Origin of the sequence: Variovorax sp. LjRoot290, from assembly GCF_964253985.1 — a bacterium.
Taxonomy (GTDB): domain Bacteria; phylum Pseudomonadota; class Gammaproteobacteria; order Burkholderiales; family Burkholderiaceae_C; genus Variovorax.
In genome coordinates, this window is sequence record NZ_CAXURW020000001.1 from 1985997 (window position 1) to 2003608 (window position 17612).

Consider the following 17612-nt stretch of genomic DNA (forward strand, 5'->3'; position numbering starts at 1 on the left):
CGCCTAAGGGCTGCGCTGCTCGGGCAATTGCTGGCCACTGCGATTCGTGAGCATGCGCCGCAACGCAATAGCACCACAAGCGGCGGCCGCCAGAGACGCGGTCCACATCGAAAGAACAGCTTCAATGGACAGCTCGCCGTTCGTGCTTTGCGCCAAGCCAGTCAGCACGATGGTTCCACTGTTGTACGCGCCATGAAGCGCGATGCACGGGATGAGAGACCGGGTCCGCTCATAGAGCCAGCCCAGAATTGTTCCAGCGACGAGACCGACCAGGAACTGGTACATGTTCAGATGAACGGCCCCGAAGAGCACGGCCGATCCGAAGATTGCCGTTGAGCGCGAGTACCGTTCGAGAAAGCCTCTCAGCACGATTCCCCGAAAAAGCATCTCTTCAAGCACCGGCGCAAGCACGCAAACCGCCAGCACCGTGGCGATGTCGTTGGTGCCAACGCGTTGAAAGAACTGCTCTTCCCAAGCAGAAAGCGGCGCAATGCGAACCAGGAGTTCCTGCACGTATCCCATGAACAGCAGCAGCGCGGGCACGAGCAGCAGCACCGGCGGGACTATCAGCGCCAGCGTCGCCTTCGCCGACGACGGAGAGTCGTGAAACAAGCTGCGATAGGTGATGTTCCGGAAGTGCATCACGAGGGCGAAGACACACCCGTTGCCAAGGAGCACCGTCAAGGCCTGGTGCTGCTCCAGCGATAGCCCAAGCATTCCATTGGCGTCGCGAAGCGCAGATGAGACAGCGACCTCGCAAAGCACCAGCGCCACGTACAAGAGAAATGCTTGGTAGGCCGTCGGAAATGGCTCCAACCTATTTCGCATCAGGCGGTACTCGTGAGATGCCGAGCGGCAGCAGGCACATTGCCATTTCTCGACGCAAGTAAAGCCAGCTCGATGCCGGAACCCCAAAACTTCATCTCGATGCGCTTCCTGTTGTTGCTTGACCCGGGGCTTACCCAGGAGGCAGAGATGATACGAAGTGTTTCGCTCACCCTGAGGCGCGCATATTGGCCGTCCCCTGACTCTGTCTCAACAGCTTCGATGAGCTAACGTTCCAAAAGAATGCGAAGCATGCGCTCCGGGTTGGCGAGGAAGTCGCGGGTGACCTGGAAATGCTCGGTGTCCTCATAGGCAACCTTCGCAACTCCTTCCTTGCTGCATTGATAGATGCATGCATCGGGATAGGCCATGAGGATCGGCGAGTGAGTCGCGATGATGAACTGGGACGCGTCCAGGACGAGGTCATGCATGCGCGACAACACGGCAAGCTGCCGTTGGGGCGAGAGAGCGGCCTCCGGTTCGTCGAGGATGTAGATGCCTTGCCCGCCGAAGCGTTCCATCATGAGCGCCATGAAGGATTCGCCATGTGACTGTTCATGCAACGAGCGGCCGCCGTAGGAGTCGATGGCAGGTGGTCCGAACGAGGGCTCGGCATCGAGATTCTCGATCTCGGTGGCGACGTTGAAGAAGCTTTCTGCCCGCAGGAAGAACCCGTCGCGAGGCCGTTTGATGCCCTTGGCAACGCGAAGGTATTCGTGCAGCTCCGAATGCGATTGCCGGGTTCCGAAGCGGAAGTTCTTGCTGCCGCCCTCGGCATTGAAGCCCAGCGAGACTGCAATGGCTTCGAGGAGCGTCGACTTGCCGGACCCGTTCTCCCCCACGAAGAACGTGACCTTCGGATGAAGGTCGATGTGTTCGAAGGAGCGAATCGCCGGCAGGCAGAACGGGTACCGCTCGAACGACTCGACCTTGTTGCGCAGCAGGGCGACGCGACTGACGTACTGGGTTGAGATCATGAAATCCAAGCGCGCGAGCGTAGGGGAAACTGCCTTGCGTCGAGCGAGACCGCCCTACAGATCCAGCGCCAGAAACTTGGTGCCTGGAATCGGGTTGAAGACGTAGGGCCCGATCGATCTGAACCCTAGCGACTGGTAGAGGCCTTGAGCGGCGCCCATTGTGGGCAGCGTATCGAGACAGATGCGGGCGTACCCTGCTTCACGCGCCTCCTGACAGACGCGTTCCGCGAGTCGTCGCCCGAGCTGCTCGCCGCGTGCCTGGGGCCGGACGTAAAGGCGCTTCATCTCGCCCGTGCTGGCGTCGATGGGGCGAAGCGCGATGCACCCGAGCGCGTCCGTACCTCTCCACGCAAGCAATATGCGGCCGGCAGGCGGCTCGTACTTGCCGGGCAATGCGGCCACTTCAGCTTCGAAGCCCTGGAATTCCAGGTCGATGCCCAAGCTTTCGGCGTACTCGCGAAAGAGGACGCGCACCGTGTCCAGGTCGCGCGGCAGCTCGGCAGCTTTGATCTCAATCATCGTCATCGAATCGTGCCATGACTGCCGATGTTCGCTCTATCGGTAGAACGCCTCGACCTTGCCCTTCAGCTTGATCAGCAGCGGTTTGCCCTTGCGATCCAGCGTCTTGCCTGCGGGCACCTTGATCCAGCCTTCGCTGATGCAGTACTCCTCCACATCGGCGCGCTCCTTGTCGTTGAATCGGATGCCGATGTCGTGCTCGAAGACGGCAGCGACGTGATGGGGGCTGCGCGGATCGATGGATAGATGATCGGGAAGAGGTGGGGTTGGCGTGGCTTCGGTCATGGATGTGGGTTCCTCGTTCGACACCGGCCCGCAGCCGACTTCACGGCGAGACGAAGACCGATGACGGTGCGTGATGATATGGCCGCGTTTGGCCGCACCGCCGGCGCCATGCCCTCACCAGTCTTCCTTGACCGCCAGCACCGCATCGCGCGCGGCCGCCGCGCGCCCAGCCAGCCAGGCGGTGACGGTGCCGGCCACCACCACGGCGGCGCACAGCGCGGCCAGGCGCGCCCACGGCACCAGCAGGTCCATGGTCCAGTGGAAGCTCTGCGGATTGACCACGTGCACCAGCACCACCGACACCGCGAGCCCGAGCGCCAGGCCGGCGAGGGCGCCGATGGCGGTCCAGGCCGCACCTTCGCCGGCCACCACCGCGAGCACCTGGGTGCGCGTGAAGCCCAGATGCGCGAGCAGCCCGAACTCCTTGCGCCGCGCCAGCACCTGCGCGCTGAAGCTGGCCGCGATGCCGAACAGGCCGATGCCGATTGCCACCGCCTGCAGCCAGTAGGTGACGGCGAAGCTGCGGTCGAAGATGCGCAGCGAGGTCGCGCGCAGCTGGCCGACGGAGGCGATCTCGATCGGCTCGGCGGCGGCGGCCTCGCGCACCGCTTGCTGCACCTGCGCTTCCGACGCACCCGGCGCAAGCCACAGCGAGATGTCGCTCACGCTGCGGTCGCCGGTCAGGCGCTCGAAGTCGCGCGCATCCATGGTGATAGCGCCGAACTGCCGCACGTAGTCGCGCCACACGCCGGCGACGAAGAAGCGCTTGCCGCCGCCGAAGGCCTTGGTGAGCGCTTCGAACTCCGTGCCCGGCTTCGCGCCGTAGAGCTCGACCATCGCCTCGCTCACGTAGATGCCCACCCGGCCCGCGGGTACCGGAAGTGCTGCACCCAGGAGCGGCAGCGAACGCGACGCCTCATCGTCCAGGCTGCGCGAGATCAGCGTGACAGCCGGCCGCGCCGGATCGAGCAGCAGAGCCCGCGTGCGCAGCGTGCCGGTGCGCGCCACGCCGGGCAGTTGCGCGAGCGCCTGCACGAAGGCCGGCGTGAAGGCGGCCTGCTCGCTTTGGCTCGAGCTGCCGCCGGTGGCGCTGCGCACATAGAGATCGGCCGGCAGCACCACGTCGAGCCAGCGCGTCACCGACTCGCGAAAGCTCGCGACCATCACGGTGAGCGCGACCGCGAGGCTCAGGCTCGCGACCACGCCGCTGACGGCCACCGCCGCCGTGCCGCGCATGCGCCGCGCGCGCTCGATCGCGAGCATCGGCAACACGCGGTGCGCGGCGAGCGGTGCGAGCCGGCCGTAGAGCAAGGCAATCAGCCAGGGCAGGGCGGCGATGCCGCCGACCAGCAGGAAGCCCACCGAGAGATACGCCGCGATCGGGATGCCGAAAACCGCCGGCGCCGTTGCCAGCGCCGCACCGGCCGCGATCAGCAGCAGGGCCAGCTTGTACGCGCCGCCCTTCGCGGGCGCGGCGCCCACGCCCTTGAGCGTCTGCGCTTCGGGCAGCGCCTGGGCCGCACGCGCGGGCCACCAGCCGCCGACCCCCGCGGCGAGTACGCCGAGGCCGCCATAAAGCAGCGCCGCGCCCGAGCTCCAGCGCAGGGTCGGCGCAACGCCGTCGAAGTAGCCGCCGCCAAGATCGCCGCCCAGCACCCGCAGCGCGACGGCGGCGAGCGCGGTGCCGAGCGCGATGCCGGCGACGCTGCCGAAGAGGCCCAGCACCAGCGATTCGGCGAGCACCAGCCGCAGCCGCTCGCGCGGCGTGAGGCCCAGCACGCCGAGCAGTGCGAACTGTTGCGCGCGCTTGGCGACGCTCAAGGCCAACACCGAGAACACCAGGAAGGCGCCAGTGAACAAGGCCACCAGCGCGAGCACCGTGAGGTTCACGCGGTAGGCGCGCGAGAGATTGCTCACGCGCTCGGCCGCATCGCCCGGTTCGGCGATTTGGATGCTTGCGGGCCAGCTCGGCGACTCCTGCAGCGAACGGATGAAGGCCGCGCGGTCGATGCCGGGCGCGAGCCGCAGGTCGATGCGCGTGAGCTGCCCTCCGCGGCCGAAGAGATCCTGCGCCGCGCCGATGTCCATCACCGCCAGCGCGCTGCCGCCGGCCGCCACCTGGCCGGCCACGCGCAGTGCGTGTTGCTGCGTGCCGATGCGCAGCTGCACCATGGCGGCGGCTTCGCCCAGCGCGGTGCGCGCGGCGGCATTGAGGAACAGCGTGTCCGGCGCGAACAGCGCAAAGCGGTCGGCGTCCTTCGCCGGCTGCGGCATCAGCGCGGGCGCGATCGTGGGCAGCACCAGTGCATCGACGCCGATCACGCGCAGCGCGATGCGGCGCTCGCTGCCCGCGACGAGCGCCACCGCCTGCGATTCCAGCACCGGGCTGGCGAGCGTCACCTGCGGATGCTGCGCCACGCGCGCGAACACGGCCTCGTCGAAGCCGCCTTGCGCGGCGCGCAGTTCCAGGTCCGGCTGGCCGTTGACCGAGCGCACGGCGCTCGCGAACTCGTCGAGCGCCGATGCGTTGATGAGCTGCACCGAGAAGGCCAGCGCCACGCCGAGCATCACTGCCAGCACCGCGGCGGCATTGCGCCATGGATGGTGGCGCAGTTCCTGCCAGGAGAAGGTACGAAGAAGCGCTCGCATGGAGCTGGCGATTCTGCGCGCTCGCTCAAAGCCGTTCGGCTTGCACGGCCAGGTAGGCGCGCACCGCCGGGCTGGTGCTGAGGCCGGCCGCGCGCGCATAGGCCTCGCGGGCTGCGGCGGGCTCGCCGGTGCCGCCGAGCAGGTGGGCGCGCGCGGCCCAGTAGGGCTGATAGCTCGCGACTTCTGCGATGGCCATGGCATCGAGCGCCTGCAGGCCCGCGGCCGATCCTTCGGCGATCGCCACCGCGCAGGCGCGGCTCACGCGGGCCCCGATGCTCGGGCGCCATGCGAGCAGCCCGTCATAGAGCGCGACCAGCGCATCGGGCGGAACCTGCGCACCCAGCCGGCGCGCGCAGTGGGCCGACTGGATCGCGGCCTCCATCTGGTAGGCGCCGAGCGACTTCATGCCCGCTGCATGCTGCAGCGCCTGTTCGGCCTGCGCGCGCATCGCATGGTTCCAGCGCGCGGTGTCCTGCACGTCGAGCGGCACGTAGTCGCCGGCTGCGCCGCGCCGCGCGGCGGCACGGCTCTCGCAGAACAGCATCAGGGCCAGCAGACCCAGCGGCTCGGGCTCATCGGGCATCAGGCCGCACAGGATGCGGCACAGGTCGATGGCTTCGCCGGTGAGGCCGCGTTGCGCAGCGTCGGCGCCATCGACGTCGTCCCAGCCGGTGCCGTAAGCCGCGTAGATGCCATCGAGCACATCCTGCAGCCGCTGCGGAAGATCGCGGGTTTGCGGAAATTCGAAAGGAATTCCGGCCGCGCGAATGCGCGCCTTGGCGCGCACCAGGCGCTGGCCGAGCGCGGACGGCGCGACCAGGAAGGCGCCCGCCATGCGCGCCGCGTCGAGCCCGAGCACGGTCTGCAGCATCAGCGGCGCGCGCGCCGCAGCATCGATCGCCGGGTGCGCGCACACAAAAAGGAGGCGCAGCCGCTCGTCCGGCACGGCCTCGCCGCCGGCCGTGTCGGCCGTGAACTCGTCGGCCAGCAGAAGCAGGGTCTGCGTGGCATCGTCCTGCACGCGGCTGTGGCGCCATGCATCGAGCGTGCGGTTGCGCGCCACGCTGAGCAGCCAGGCCTCGGGCTGATCGGGAATGCCTTCCTGCGGCCAGCGCTCGAGCGCGCGCGCGAAGGCATCGGCCAGCGCATCTTCCGACGCAGCGATGTCGCGCGTGCGCGCCGAGAGGATCGCGACCAGCCGGCCGTAGGACTGGCGCGCGGCCTTCTCGGCGGCCTCGTGCGCTGCGTGGATTGCAGCAGACCCCGTCACATCTCGGGTGCGGTGAATACCGGGCGCACCTCGACGCCGCCCGTGGTGGCACAGGGCGCGCGCGCGGCCCACTCGAGCGCGGCGTCAAGGTCCGGCACCTCGATCACGAAGTAGCCGCCGAGCTGTTCCTTGGTGTCGGCAAAGGGGCCGTCCTGCACTTGCCGCTTGTCGCCGCGCACGCGCAGCGTGGTGCCGGTCATCGGCGGATGCAGGCCGTGGCCGTTCTGCACGATGCCCGACTGGCGCACCGCGCCCACATAGTCCATCCAGCTGGCGCGGTGGGCCTGCGCGGCGGCGTCGTCGCGCTGGTCGAACTCGGATTGGGGTTGATAGAACAACAGCATGTATTGCATGGGGAACTCCGAAAAGGAACATCGAGCAGGATCGCTCAACCCAATGACGGCTGGCAAGCGGGCATTTCGACAGCCGGTGCCGGCAATTGCCGCAGTGCCCGAACCGGCGAGCGAAGGATCAGCCAGGCCTGCAGCACGAAGCCCGCCAGGGCCAGCAGCAGGCAGGCCGGCTCGCCCCACGTCGCGCCGACGATGCCGCCCAGGGCCGCGCCGACCGGACGGGCGCCGGCATTGGCCGTGAGGAACACGGCCGAGACGCGGCCCAGCATCGCGTTGGGTGTCACCGTCTGCCGCAAGGTGGTGGATGTGATGACCCAGACGATCGGCCCCACGCCGAACAGGAACAGCGAGATCGCCGCGAGCGCGCCGCTGGGCACCACCAGCGTGGCCGTCATCAGCAGCGCCGCGAGCACCGAAGACACAGGCCCGAACTGGATCGCCCGGCCCAGCGGCATCGCGCCGACCATGCGCGAAGCCAGCAGCGCGCCGGTCACCATGCCGGCGCCGCAGATGCCCAGGCTCAGGCCGACCGCGCCGGCGCCCAGTCCCAGCGTGCGCACCGCATAGGACACGTAGGCAGCCTGGAGCACGAACCAAGAGGTGTTCCATGCCGCGGCCGTCAGCAGGATGGGCCGCAGCAGCTCGTGCCGCCACACGAGGCGCGCTCCATCCTGCAGTTCGAGCAGCGGATGGCGTGCACTCGGGCGTGTGCGCTGCGGCTCGGCAATGCGCAGCAGCAGCACGACGGCCGATACCGACAACATCGCGGCCAGCACGAAAGCCGCAGGCCCGCCGAGCCACGCCACCAGCGCGCCGGCCAGCGCCGGCCCGGCGGCGAAGGCGGCGCTGCGCGCGAGTTCGAGCCGCCCGTTGGCGCGGGCCAGCGCTTCGCGCGGGACGAGCGCCGGCACCAACGCCGGCGCCGCGATGTTGAAGCTCACGGTGCCGACGGCGCCAATGAAGCCGAGGAGCGCCAGCCATTCGATCGACGGGCGGGCCGTCGCCACGACCGCGAGCAGGCCCAGCAAGGCCAGCGCCCGCAGCGCTTCCGCCCACAGCATCAGGCGCTGCCGCGAGGTCCTGTCGGCGATCAGGCCCAGGGGGATCGACAGCAGCAGGAAGGGCAGGGTCTGCACCGTGGCCAGCATGCCGATCTCGCCCGGGCCGGCGCCGAGCGCGAGCACCGCCACCAGCGGCACGGCGGCCAGGCTCAGCTGCTCGGCCGACTGGGCTGCCAGGTTGGACCAGGCCAGCTTGACGAAGGGGCGGGGGAGTTTCGGATCCATGCGCTTTTTGCAAGAATGAAGTCGCGATCATCGACCGGAGGCCGCTTCGACGCTGGCCGTATGCGGACCTGTGAATGCGAGCCTCCGAAGCCCTCGCGCCCTGCGCTCGTCACAGAGTTTTCATGCGAAGCGCGGAGCATCGGCCGGTTACCCACACCACAGCAAAACAATGGCCAAAGACTTCGACCGCATGGAGGACTCCAACCGGAGTGCCAATCCCACTATTCACGAGGTCTCCGACCCGGCACGCCGCATCTTCGTGCGCGGCGGCCTGGCGGCAGCAGCCAGCGGCTTGTTCGCACCGTTCGCGCTCGGCACGCTGGCCGGCTGCGCCGCGACCGGCGGCGCCGGCAACCCGGCTGCCCTCGGCCGCGGCATCGGCTTCAAGAGCGTGCCGATGGCTGCCATCGATCGCGTCGCGGTGCCCGAGGGCTACACCGCGCAGGTGCTGTACCGCTGGGGCGACCCGGTGGGGATCGCCGGCCAGATGCCGGCCTTCAAGCCCGACGGCTCGAACAGCGCAGCCGAGCAGGCGCTGCAGGCCGGCATGCACCACGACGGCATGGCCTTCTTCCCCGTCGAGGGCTCCTCGCAGCGCGGCCTGCTGGTGATGAACCACGAGTACGTGGACGACGGCCTGCTGCACGCCGACGGCATGAAGACCTGGACGGCAGAGAAGGTGCGCAAATCCATGCACGCGCACGGCGTCTCGGTGATCGAGATCCAGCGCGAGGGCAGCGCGTGGAAGCAGGTGATGCCTTCAAAGTTCGCGCGCCGCATCACCGCCCTGACGCCGATGACCATCACCGGCCCGGCCGCCGGCCACCCGATGCTCAGAACCGCCGCCGACCCGAGCGGCACGCGCGTGCTGGGCACCTACAACAACTGCGCCAACGGCCAGACGCCCTGGGGCACCAATCTGACCTGCGAAGAGAACTTCGCCGACTACTTCGAGGGCGTCGACAATCCCGACGCGCACCAGCGCCGCTGGGGCATCCGCAAAGGCAACGGTTCCAAGTACCGCTGGCACGAGCACGAAGAGCGCTTCAACGTCGCGCGGCATCCGAACGAATCCAACCGCTACGGCTGGGTGGTCGAGATCGATCCGCAGGACCCGAGCTCCACGCCCGTCAAGCGCAGCGCGCTCGGCCGCGCCGCGCACGAAGGCGCGGCCACAGCGCTGACGGCCGACGGCCGCGCGGTGGTCTACATGGGCGAGGACTCGCGCTTCGAATACATCTACAAGTTCGTCAGCCGCGACCGCGTCAAGCCCGGCGGCTTCGCGGCCAACCGCGAGCTGCTGGACCACGGCACGTTGTACGTCGCGCGCTTCGACGTCGACGGTACCGGCGAATGGCTGCCGCTGGTGCAGGGCCAGGGGCCGCTCTCGTCGGACAAGGGCTTCGCCAACCAGGGCGACGTGCTGATCAAGTCGCGCCAGGCCAGCGACGCGCTGGGCGCCACCAAGATGGACCGGCCCGAATGGACCACGGTGGACCCGATCACCAAGGAGGTCTACTGCACGCTGACCAACAACAGCAACCGCGGCGCCGCCGGCCAGCCCTTCATGGACGCGGCCAACCCGCGTTCCAACAACACCATGGGCCAGATCATCCGCTGGAAGGAAGGCGGCGATCTCGATGCCACCAAGTTCGCCTGGAACCACCTGGTGCTGGCCGGCGACCCGAAGCAGGGCCGCTCGGAAGCGCAGGGCAACGTCAAGGGCGACACCTTCGGCAGCCCCGACGGCCTGATGGTCGATGCGCGCGGCGTGCTGTGGATCCAGACCGATGCGTCGACCTCGACGCTGGGCAAGGGCGACTACAGCAGCCTGTCCAACAACCAGATGCTGGCCTGCGATCCCACCAAGGGCGAGATCCGCCGCTTCCTGGTCGGCCCGTCGGGCTGTGAAGTCACCGGGCTCACGGCCACGCCCGATCTCAAGACGTTGTTCATCAACATCCAGCATCCGGGCGAGCCTGCCAACGAGCGCAGCGATCCGGAGCGTCCGCTGGCCGTGTCGAAGTGGCCCGACAGCGCCGGCCGGCCGCGCTCGGCGACGGTCGTCATCACCAAGAACGACGGCGGCGTGATCGGTACCTGAGTCAGCCGGCTGGTTGTGTCAGGACGCGGTGCAGGCTGCCGGCCACGGCCAGCAGCTCGCGCTCGCGCTGCGCATGGCCGACCAGCTGCATGCCGATCGGCAAGCCTTGCGGCCCCAGCAGGCCGGGCACGGCGACGCAGGGCGCGCCGAGCAGGGTCCAGATGCGGTTGAAGACCGGGTCGCCGGTGGCGGCCAGGCCCGCCGGTGCCTCGCCGGGTGCGGCGGGCACCAGCAGTGCATCGACATCGCGCATCAGCTCGGGTAGCAGGCGGCGGGCGATGGTGGCTTGCGCCAGCGCCTGTGCGTAGGTCTCGTCGGTGCAGTCGCGGCCGCCTTGCAGCAATGCGCTGAGTGCCGCGCTGAGCTGTTCAGGGTGCCGGCGCCATTCGGTGTCGAGCTGGCGCGCGGCCTCGAAGGCCATCACGGTTTTCTGCGCCTCCGCCAGCCCGGCCAATGCGCTGGGCAGGACGATGTCGCCCAGCGTGACGCCGGCCGCACCGGCCAGCTTCAGCGCCTGCTCGAAGGCCGCGGCGCCGCCGGCATCGATGGCCGGCCATTCGTGCGTGCGGCAAACACCGAGGCGCAGCGCGCGCGGCGCAGGCGTTGGCAGCGGCGCGAAGGCCATCCCGTTCATCGCACCGCGCATCAGCTCCAGGTCGTCGGCACTGCGCGCCAGCCAGCCTAGGGTGTCCAGCGAGGGCGAGAAGGGCTTGATGCCTTCGAGGCTCAGCGCGCCGAAGCTCGGCTTGAGCGCGAACACGCCGCAGAAGGAGGCGGGGCGAATCAGCGATCCCGCCGTCTGCGTGCCGAAGGCGATCGGCACCATGCCGTCGGCCACCGCGGCGGCCGAGCCGCTGGACGAGCCGCCGGGCGTATGGGCCGGGTTGTGCGGGTTGGCCGTGGGTCCGGGCGAGAAGTAGGCGAACTCGGTGGTCACGGTCTTGCCCATCACGAGCGCGCCGGCCGCGCGTGCGAGCGCCACGCAGGCGGCATCGGCCGCGGGGCGGAAGCCCTCGTAGATCGGCGAGCCGTAGCGCGTGGGCATATCGGCGGTGGCGATGAGATCCTTGACGCCGATCGGCACGCCGCCCAGCAGACCGGGCCGGCCGCGCGCGTCCAGCGCGCGGGCTGCGGCGATGGCGCCCTCGGTGTCGAGGTGCTGCCAGGCATGGATCAGCGGCTCGCGTTCGGCGATGCGCTCGAGGGCGGCGCGGGCTGCTGCTTCGGCCGTCATCGTGCCTGCGGCCATGGCCTGGCGCAGGGCGACTGCGGTCAACCCCATCAGGCGGCCTTGGCTTGCGCCGGCGCGAACATCGACTCCATCTCGTGGCGGATCTTGTAGGCGTGGGTCGTGGTGTCCATCGCGACGTCGGCCCAGCAGAGGCTCTGACCCTTCTTCACCGGGCGCACCAGCTTGATGTTTTGCGCGAGGCCCAGCGGCAGGCCGCCGATGCGCATCGAGCGTTCGGCCGGCAGCAGCTTGCCCCACACGGTGTAGCCGCCTTCGCCGTCGAGCGTCTCGCCCGCCGCGAGGTCGCGCTTGGCGGTGGCCACCACGTCGGCGTTCCAGCAGCTGGCGACGCCGGTCGCCTCGCCGCGCAGCGCCACGCTCGCGACCGAGACGCCGACCTCCAGCCCGATCAGGTGCCAGCGCTTGTAGAGCGTGAAGTAGCGCCCGCTCGGATCGGTATGCGCGTTGTATTCCTCGAAGCAGTTCTTGATGTACTCGGTCTCGGCCTCGACCGTGACCCACACGCCCATGCGGATGTCGTAGGGGATCTTGCGGCCGTCGGCCTCGAGCGAGGACACCACTTCGACCATGCCCTTGCGTTCGAGCACGCCGCCTTCGTTCTTCGGCCGCGTGACGAAGGGAATGTCTTCCACGCTTGCCGGCGGATAGAGCAGGCCGTCGGAGGGCACGCCGAGGCCGGTGGCGTTGGCCACCGCAGCGCTTTCGATCGAAGGCTTGGAACCGTCGAGGAAGCTGTTGAACATCTTCGGGTTGAGCCCGCCGCGCAGCGCCTGCTCGGGCGTGAGACCGTAGTTGCCCCACACGGTCTCGGGCGTCGATTCACTGAAGTGCGGCAGCCACTTGTGGCCGCGCCCCGCGGCCACCACGGGAAAGCCGCAGGTGCGGGCCCAGTCGACCAGGTCGCAGATCAGCGCCGGCTGATCGCCGAAGGCGAGCGAATACACCACGCCCGCCTGCTGTGCGCGGCGCGCCAGCAGCGGGCCACAGAAGGCATCGGCCTCGACCGTGACGTTGACCACGTGCTTGCCGTGCGCGAAGGCATCGAGGCAGTGGTCGACCGCGGCCACCGGATTGCCGGTGCACTCGACCACGATGTCGATCGAAGGCTCGCGCGTTACGGCCTGCCAGTCTTCGGTGATCCAGGTGCTGCCGGTTTGCAGCGCTTCCTGCACCGAGCGGGCGGCCGCGCGCTCGGGCTTCCAGCCGACGCGTTCGAGGTTGGCGCGCGCCGCGGCGGGCGAGAGGTCGGCGATGGCGACCAGCTGTACGCCGGGCGTGCGCGGAATCTGCGCCAGGTACATCGAGCCGAACTTGCCGGCGCCGATCAGGCCGATGCGCACCGGCTTGCCGTCGGCCGCGCGTTGTTGGAGTCGGGTGTAAAGGCTCATGTGCTTCCTAGTAACCGTTCGCACTGAGCTTGTCGAAGTGCTGCGTCGATCGACAGCGGCTTCGATCCTTCGACCGGCTCAGGGCAGGCCGAGCTCAGCCCGAACGGATGGTGGTGTTCAGGCGGCGGCGAATTCCAGTTCATCCAGTGAAGTGCGCAGCGCGCTCTCGGGCAGGCCGTTCTTCCACGGCACCTCGACCGGGTAGGGCTTCAGCAGGCAGTCGTCCGGCAGCATCTCGATCGGCGTGAAGTCGCGGTGCGCGATGTACTCGGGCCGCTTGAAGCGCCGGATGTGGTTGCTGACCGCGCATAGGCTCAGGTACACGGCCACGCGGTCGAAGGGCGAGAGGTTGCTGCCCGAGGCATGCACGAGGCAGCTGTGGAACAGGATCATCGAGCCGGCGGGGCCCTTGGGCGAGACGATGCCACCCCCGACGTGGCGGCCCGCCGCGTCGTAGTGCCCTTTGCCACCCGCGCGATCCACCAACTGGCGGATCAGGTCGTTGTCGACCGTCCACAACGGATAGCTCGTCGTCGTGAGATCGTGCTTGGCTTCGACCACGCCCTTCACATGGCTGCCGGGAATGAACATCAGCGGGCCGTTGTGCTCGTTCACGTCGTCGAGAAAGATCGCGACGTTCATCGCGCGCTCGGTGGGCATCAGGTCGTCGTTGAGCCAGGTGCCGTAGTCCTGGTGCCATTGCCAGACGTCGCCCTCGAAGGCCATCTTGCCGTTGATCTTGAACTGGTGCATGTAGACCTGTTCCTCGAACAGATCGCTCACCGGGCCCACCATGCGCGGATGGCGCGCAAGGCGCGCGAAGGGCTCGCTGATCAGGTGCGCGGCGAAATTGGTGCGCACGGCGTCCGAGCCTTTCTCGCGCACGTTGAAGGCCTCGCGCCGGCTGTAGAGCTCGGGCACAGCGTCCGTGAGCACCTTGGTCTCTTCGGCAGAGAAGTGGCCGGGGAAGAAGAGGTAGCCGTCGCGCTCGAACTGCGCGCGCTGCTCGGGGCTGAGTCTCATGCGGTATCTCCTGCTTGGGTGGGGGTGTGGGCGGAAAGACGTTCGGCCAGCCGCATGCCGAGGGTTCGGCTGGCCTGCGCGCCGTGCTCCTCGCTGAGGCGTGCGGCGGTATCGGCATCGCCGGCCGCGATGGCGCGGGCGATCGCCTCGTGCTCGTCCCACAGCGACTCGCGCTGCGGCACGGACTGCAGCACCGCGCCCATGGCACGGCGCAGGTGGCGCCAGTGCTGGTCGGCGCTTTGCGCGATCAGCGGGTTACCGGATGCGACGTAGATGGCATGGTGAAAAGCCATGTCGGCATCGATCATGGCTTCGACGCTGCGGCCGCGCGCGGCACGGCGGCCGCGCTCGATCAGCTTGGGATCGACCTTGAAGCGCTGCTCGGCCGCGAGCCGCGCCGCCAGCACGTCGAGCGCGCCGCGCACCTGGTAGACCTTGGCGGTCCATTCGGCATCGAGCGGCGCGACCAAGAGGCCGCGGCCCGGCGCGTCGAGCACGAAGCCGTCTTTCTTCAAGAGGCGCAGCGCCTGCAGCACCGGCTGGCGCGAGACGGCCAGGCGCCTGGCCAGGTCTTCCTGCGTGATGCGCTCGCCGGGCGCCAGCGAACCGCCGCTGATGGCGTCGAGCAACGCGCGGTAGACCTGGTCGACGAGGTCGGGGGCGGCGGCGATCTGGACGAGCTGGGCGGGCTGGGCGGGCATCGGTGGGGTCGTTCTGAACTCTGTATACAGAATACGGCGAGCGGCGACGGCTGCGACCTGGGGCTTACCCCAGGCCGGGGATCAGGCCCGGATGCCGCCCGCGCTCAGATGCAGCACGCGGTCCGCACGCGCCGCGGCCGCCTCGGAATGCGTCACCAGCACCAGCGAAGCGCCGTGCTCGCGCGTCTGCGCCAGCAGCACGTCCATCACCTTAGCGGCGGTCTTCGGATCGAGATTGCCGGTCGGCTCGTCGGCCAGGAGCAGCGCCGGTCGATGCACCAGTGCGCGCGCGATGGCCACGCGCTGCAGCTGGCCGCCGCTCAGCTGCTGGGGCAAGCGCTCGCCGAGACCGCCCAGCCCGACCGCGTCGAGCATGTGCGCCACGCGCGCTGCGTCGGGTTGCGCGAGCAGCATCAGCGGCAGCGCGACGTTCTGCGCCACGTCCAGGTGCGGCAGCACATGGAAGGCCTGGAACACGAAGCCGACGTGTTTGCGGCGCCACAGCGCGCGCGCCTCGGCATCGAGCGCGCCGATGTCGATGCCGTCGTGCACGACGCTGCCGGCGTCCCAGCTGTCGAGCCCGGCCATGCAGTTGAGCAGGGTGGACTTGCCGACACCCGATTCGCCAACGACGGCGACGAACTCGCCCGGCGCGACTTCGAGCGACACCTGCTCGAACACGGTCGCGTCGCCGTAGCGCTTGGCCAGCTCGCTGATCCGCAGCGTCATGCGATCTCGCACACCTGCTGCACGATGCGCTCTATCGCATCGGGCGCCTCGGCCGCGATCACGCGGCGTTCGGGCATGCTGCGCAGCCAGGTGATCTGGCGCTTGGCCAGTTGGCGCGTCGCAGCGATGCCGCGTTCCCGCAGTTCGGCCATGGGAAAGAGGCCGTCCAGCGCCTCCCAGGCCTGGCGATAGCCGACGCTGCGCATCGAGGGCAGCTCGGGCGCGAGATCGCCGCGCGCGCGAAGGGCCCGCACCTCGTCGAGGAAGCCGCCCGCGAGCATCGCGTCGAAGCGTTCGGCGATGCGATGGTGCAGCCAGGCGCGCTCGGTGGGTTCGAGCGAGAAGAGCGCGATCGGCGACATTCCGCCCGCTCCTTGCTCGGCGTGGAAGCTGGCCATGGTGCGGCCGCTTGTCAGCCACACCTCCAGCGCGCGTTGGATGCGCTGGCTGTCGTTGGGCGCGAGCCGCGCGGCGGTGACGGCATCGACTTCGGCCAGCCTGGCATGCATCGCAGGCCAGCCCAACGCGGCGGCTTCGGATTCGAGCTGCCGGCGCACGGCAGGGTCGGCCGCGGGCATGGCATCGATGCCGTCGGCGAGCGCCTTGAAGTAGAGCATGGTGCCGCCCACCAGCAGCGGCAACCGGCCGCGCGCGCGGATCTCGGCGATGAGCCGCGTGGCGTCGGCCACGAAGGCGGCCGCGCTGTAGGGCTCGCGCGGATCGCGGATGTCGATCAGGTGGTGCGGCGCTTCCGCGCGCTCGGCGGGCGTGGGCTTGGCGGTGCCGATGTCCATGCCGCGGTAGACCAGGGCCGAATCGACGCTGACGATCTCGACCGGCCGCACGCGCGCGATCGCGAGTGCGGCCGCGGTCTTGCCCGATGCAGTCGGGCCCGCCAGCGCGACGTAACTTGCCCCCACGCTCGGCACTGGCGTGTCCTCGCTGCCCCCCGAGGGGGCGCTCACGCCTCGGGGCGGCCCAGCGGCGCTCGGCTCAATGCCCATGCGCCTCGCCGTACTTGCGCACCAGCGTCCAGGCGATCAGCGCGATGCACACGCTCCAGAACCACATGCCGAGCGCGAGCGGCATCACGGTGCCGTCCATGTGCGCGCCGAGCCAGCCGCCGATGCCGAAGGCCGCCAGCATCATCAAAAAGCCATTGAGCGCCGAGGCCGCGCCGGCAGCCTGCGGAAAGGGGCCGACCGCACCGGTCTGGCCGCAGGGCTGGTGCACGCCGTGGGCCAGCATGATCAGCGTGAGCGGTGCCACGATGGCGGCGACCGAGTGCACGCCGGCCAGCGCCAGCAGGCCCATCGCGCTGCCGCCGGTCAGCGTCAGCAGCGACGCGCGCGCCACGCTGCCGTGCACGCCGTAGCGCGGCAGCCAGCGCCGGCAGACGAAGGTGCCCGCGATGTAGGCGAGCGAGCTCCACAGCATCACCAGACCGTACTGCGTCTTCGTGAGGCCGAGCACCTGGATGAAAACGAAGGACGAGGCGGCGAGAAAGGTGAAGAGCAGGCCATAGGCCGCCGTCGTCAGCGCCGAGAAGGCGAAGAAGGTCGGGTTGCGCAGCACCATTGCCCAGGTGGAGAAGAGCGTGGCGAGGCGCAGCGCATCGGGGTTGGGGCGCACCAGCGTTTCGCCGAAGCGCAGCGCGATCAGCGCGAGCGTGACGGCACCGAAGAGTGCCGGCGCCAGCAGCGCGATACGCCAGCCGAACAGGTCGGACACCAGGCCGCCCACCGGTGCGCACAGGCAGGCGATCAGGCCGAGGCCGGTGAGCGCACGCGACATGACGCGTGCGCCGTCGGCCGGCTGGTAGAGATCGCGCACGATCGCGCGCGCTGCCATCACCGCGGCACCCATGGCCGCGCCCTGCAGCGTGCGCCAGACGATCAACAGCTCGATCGACGGCGCGACGGCGCCGCCGAGGCTTGCCACCACATAGCCGCCCAGGCCCCACAGCAGCACGGGCCGGCGTCCGAAGCGGTCGGACAGCGGCCCGAACACGAGCTGCGCGCAGCCGAAAGCCAAGAGCAGCGCGCTCAGCGTGAGCTGCGCCTGCGACATGCGCGCGCCGAAGCCGCTGGTCAGGGCAGGGAGCGCGGGCAGGTAGAGATCGGTGGTGACGGGCTGGATGCCCAGCAGCAAGGCCAGCGTGAGCACGACCAGCGCGGGCGACATGGCCGTTGCACTCGGCGCGGATTGCGAGAGGGCCGGTGCGTCGGGAGGGGGCGGCATGCGCCCAAGG

The 17612-nt window shown here is 69.3% G+C and carries 16 protein-coding genes; 1 reads left to right on the forward strand and 15 read right to left on the reverse strand.

Annotation, left to right across the window (positions count from 1 at the left end):
• Positions 1-3 precede the first annotated feature (3 nt).
• From ACSQ9A_RS10105 to ACSQ9A_RS10140, 8 genes are all read right to left on the reverse strand, one after another.
• Positions 4-774, reverse strand: a complete 771-nt coding sequence (locus ACSQ9A_RS10105; protein ID WP_436306278.1) for a CPBP family intramembrane glutamic endopeptidase — start codon at positions 772-774, stop codon at positions 4-6.
• 278 nt (positions 775-1052) lie between these two features.
• Positions 1053-1802 carry an AAA family ATPase gene (locus ACSQ9A_RS10110; RefSeq protein WP_093102684.1) on the reverse strand — a complete coding sequence of 250 codons (750 nt, stop codon included), beginning with the start codon at positions 1800-1802 and terminating at the stop codon, positions 1053-1055.
• A gap of 54 nt (positions 1803-1856) precedes the next feature.
• Entirely contained in the window at positions 1857-2321 is a 465-nt protein-coding gene (locus tag ACSQ9A_RS10115; protein ID WP_436306279.1) for a GNAT family N-acetyltransferase, read from the reverse strand.
• 36 nt (positions 2322-2357) lie between these two features.
• Positions 2358-2606 carry a DUF3297 family protein gene (locus ACSQ9A_RS10120; RefSeq protein ID WP_093102490.1) on the reverse strand — a complete coding sequence of 83 codons (249 nt, stop codon included), beginning with the start codon at positions 2604-2606 and terminating at the stop codon, positions 2358-2360.
• Between the two features lie 114 nt (positions 2607-2720).
• Positions 2721-5255 carry an ABC transporter permease gene (locus ACSQ9A_RS10125; RefSeq protein WP_436303552.1) on the reverse strand — a complete coding sequence of 845 codons (2535 nt, stop codon included), beginning with the start codon at positions 5253-5255 and terminating at the stop codon, positions 2721-2723.
• Between the two features lie 25 nt (positions 5256-5280).
• A complete protein-coding gene (locus ACSQ9A_RS10130) occupies positions 5281-6525 on the reverse strand; it encodes an RNA polymerase sigma factor (RefSeq protein WP_436303553.1) in 1245 nt (414 codons plus the stop codon).
• Complete coding sequence (locus ACSQ9A_RS10135) at positions 6522-6878, reverse strand: YciI family protein (RefSeq protein WP_436303554.1); 357 nt, start codon at positions 6876-6878, stop codon at positions 6522-6524. Before ACSQ9A_RS10135 ends, ACSQ9A_RS10130 begins: the two co-directional genes overlap by 4 nt.
• Positions 6879-6913: 35 nt before the next feature.
• Entirely contained in the window at positions 6914-8164 is a 1251-nt protein-coding gene (locus tag ACSQ9A_RS10140) for an MFS transporter (protein WP_436303555.1), read from the reverse strand.
• 169 nt (positions 8165-8333) lie between these two features.
• Here ACSQ9A_RS10140 and ACSQ9A_RS10145 point away from each other — a divergent pair, with 169 nt between their 5' ends.
• Positions 8334-10268: a PhoX family protein gene (locus tag ACSQ9A_RS10145; protein WP_436303556.1), complete on the forward strand. Its 1935-nt coding sequence runs from the start codon at positions 8334-8336 to the stop codon at positions 10266-10268.
• A gap of 1 nt (position 10269) precedes the next feature.
• Here ACSQ9A_RS10145 and ACSQ9A_RS10150 read toward each other — a convergent pair whose 3' ends face one another.
• The 7 genes from ACSQ9A_RS10150 to ACSQ9A_RS10180 form a co-directional block, all read right to left on the reverse strand.
• Positions 10270-11550, reverse strand: a complete 1281-nt coding sequence (locus ACSQ9A_RS10150) for an amidase (RefSeq protein WP_436303557.1) — start codon at positions 11548-11550, stop codon at positions 10270-10272.
• Positions 11550-12908: an NAD(P)H-dependent oxidoreductase gene (locus tag ACSQ9A_RS10155; protein ID WP_436303558.1), complete on the reverse strand. Its 1359-nt coding sequence runs from the start codon at positions 12906-12908 to the stop codon at positions 11550-11552. The genes ACSQ9A_RS10150 and ACSQ9A_RS10155 overlap by 1 nt, the downstream gene beginning before the upstream one ends.
• Positions 12909-13025: 117 nt before the next feature.
• Positions 13026-13931, reverse strand: coding sequence for a phytanoyl-CoA dioxygenase family protein (locus tag ACSQ9A_RS10160; protein ID WP_093102504.1), 906 nt, complete (start codon positions 13929-13931; stop codon positions 13026-13028).
• Positions 13928-14632: a GntR family transcriptional regulator gene (locus ACSQ9A_RS10165; RefSeq protein ID WP_436303559.1), complete on the reverse strand. Its 705-nt coding sequence runs from the start codon at positions 14630-14632 to the stop codon at positions 13928-13930. The genes ACSQ9A_RS10160 and ACSQ9A_RS10165 overlap by 4 nt, the downstream gene beginning before the upstream one ends.
• 81 nt (positions 14633-14713) lie before the next feature.
• Positions 14714-15361 (reverse strand): ABC transporter ATP-binding protein, encoded by a 648-nt coding sequence (locus ACSQ9A_RS10170; protein ID WP_436290602.1) that lies wholly within the window; start codon positions 15359-15361, stop codon positions 14714-14716.
• Positions 15358-16290: a tRNA (adenosine(37)-N6)-dimethylallyltransferase MiaA gene (gene miaA / locus ACSQ9A_RS10175; RefSeq protein ID WP_436306280.1), complete on the reverse strand. Its 933-nt coding sequence runs from the start codon at positions 16288-16290 to the stop codon at positions 15358-15360. The genes ACSQ9A_RS10170 and miaA overlap by 4 nt, the downstream gene beginning before the upstream one ends.
• A gap of 64 nt (positions 16291-16354) precedes the next feature.
• Positions 16355-17602, reverse strand: coding sequence for a multidrug effflux MFS transporter (locus tag ACSQ9A_RS10180; protein ID WP_436303560.1), 1248 nt, complete (start codon positions 17600-17602; stop codon positions 16355-16357).
• Positions 17603-17612 lie beyond the last annotated feature (10 nt).

What these genes read in the sequence shown, in the direction of transcription:
- ACSQ9A_RS10110 (WP_093102684.1), bottom strand. Translation starts at nt 1,802, where the DNA reads ATGATCTCAACCCAGTACGTCAGTCGCGTCGCCCTGCTGCGCAACAAG.
- ACSQ9A_RS10115 (WP_436306279.1), bottom strand. Translation starts at nt 2,321, where the DNA reads ATGATTGAGATCAAAGCTGCCGAGCTGCCGCGCGACCTGGACACGGTG.
- ACSQ9A_RS10120 (WP_093102490.1), bottom strand. Translation starts at nt 2,606, where the DNA reads ATGACCGAAGCCACGCCAACCCCACCTCTTCCCGATCATCTATCCATC.
- ACSQ9A_RS10125 (WP_436303552.1), bottom strand. Translation starts at nt 5,255, where the DNA reads ATGCGAGCGCTTCTTCGTACCTTCTCCTGGCAGGAACTGCGCCACCAT.
- ACSQ9A_RS10135 (WP_436303554.1), bottom strand. Translation starts at nt 6,878, where the DNA reads ATGCAATACATGCTGTTGTTCTATCAACCCCAATCCGAGTTCGACCAG.
- ACSQ9A_RS10140 (WP_436303555.1), bottom strand. Translation starts at nt 8,164, where the DNA reads ATGGATCCGAAACTCCCCCGCCCCTTCGTCAAGCTGGCCTGGTCCAAC.
- ACSQ9A_RS10145 (WP_436303556.1), top strand. Translation starts at nt 8,334, where the DNA reads ATGGCCAAAGACTTCGACCGCATGGAGGACTCCAACCGGAGTGCCAAT.
- ACSQ9A_RS10150 (WP_436303557.1), bottom strand. Translation starts at nt 11,550, where the DNA reads ATGGGGTTGACCGCAGTCGCCCTGCGCCAGGCCATGGCCGCAGGCACG.
- ACSQ9A_RS10155 (WP_436303558.1), bottom strand. Translation starts at nt 12,908, where the DNA reads ATGAGCCTTTACACCCGACTCCAACAACGCGCGGCCGACGGCAAGCCG.
- ACSQ9A_RS10160 (WP_093102504.1), bottom strand. Translation starts at nt 13,931, where the DNA reads ATGAGACTCAGCCCCGAGCAGCGCGCGCAGTTCGAGCGCGACGGCTAC.
- ACSQ9A_RS10165 (WP_436303559.1), bottom strand. Translation starts at nt 14,632, where the DNA reads ATGCCCGCCCAGCCCGCCCAGCTCGTCCAGATCGCCGCCGCCCCCGAC.
- ACSQ9A_RS10170 (WP_436290602.1), bottom strand. Translation starts at nt 15,361, where the DNA reads ATGACGCTGCGGATCAGCGAGCTGGCCAAGCGCTACGGCGACGCGACC.
- ACSQ9A_RS10180 (WP_436303560.1), bottom strand. Translation starts at nt 17,602, where the DNA reads ATGCCGCCCCCTCCCGACGCACCGGCCCTCTCGCAATCCGCGCCGAGT.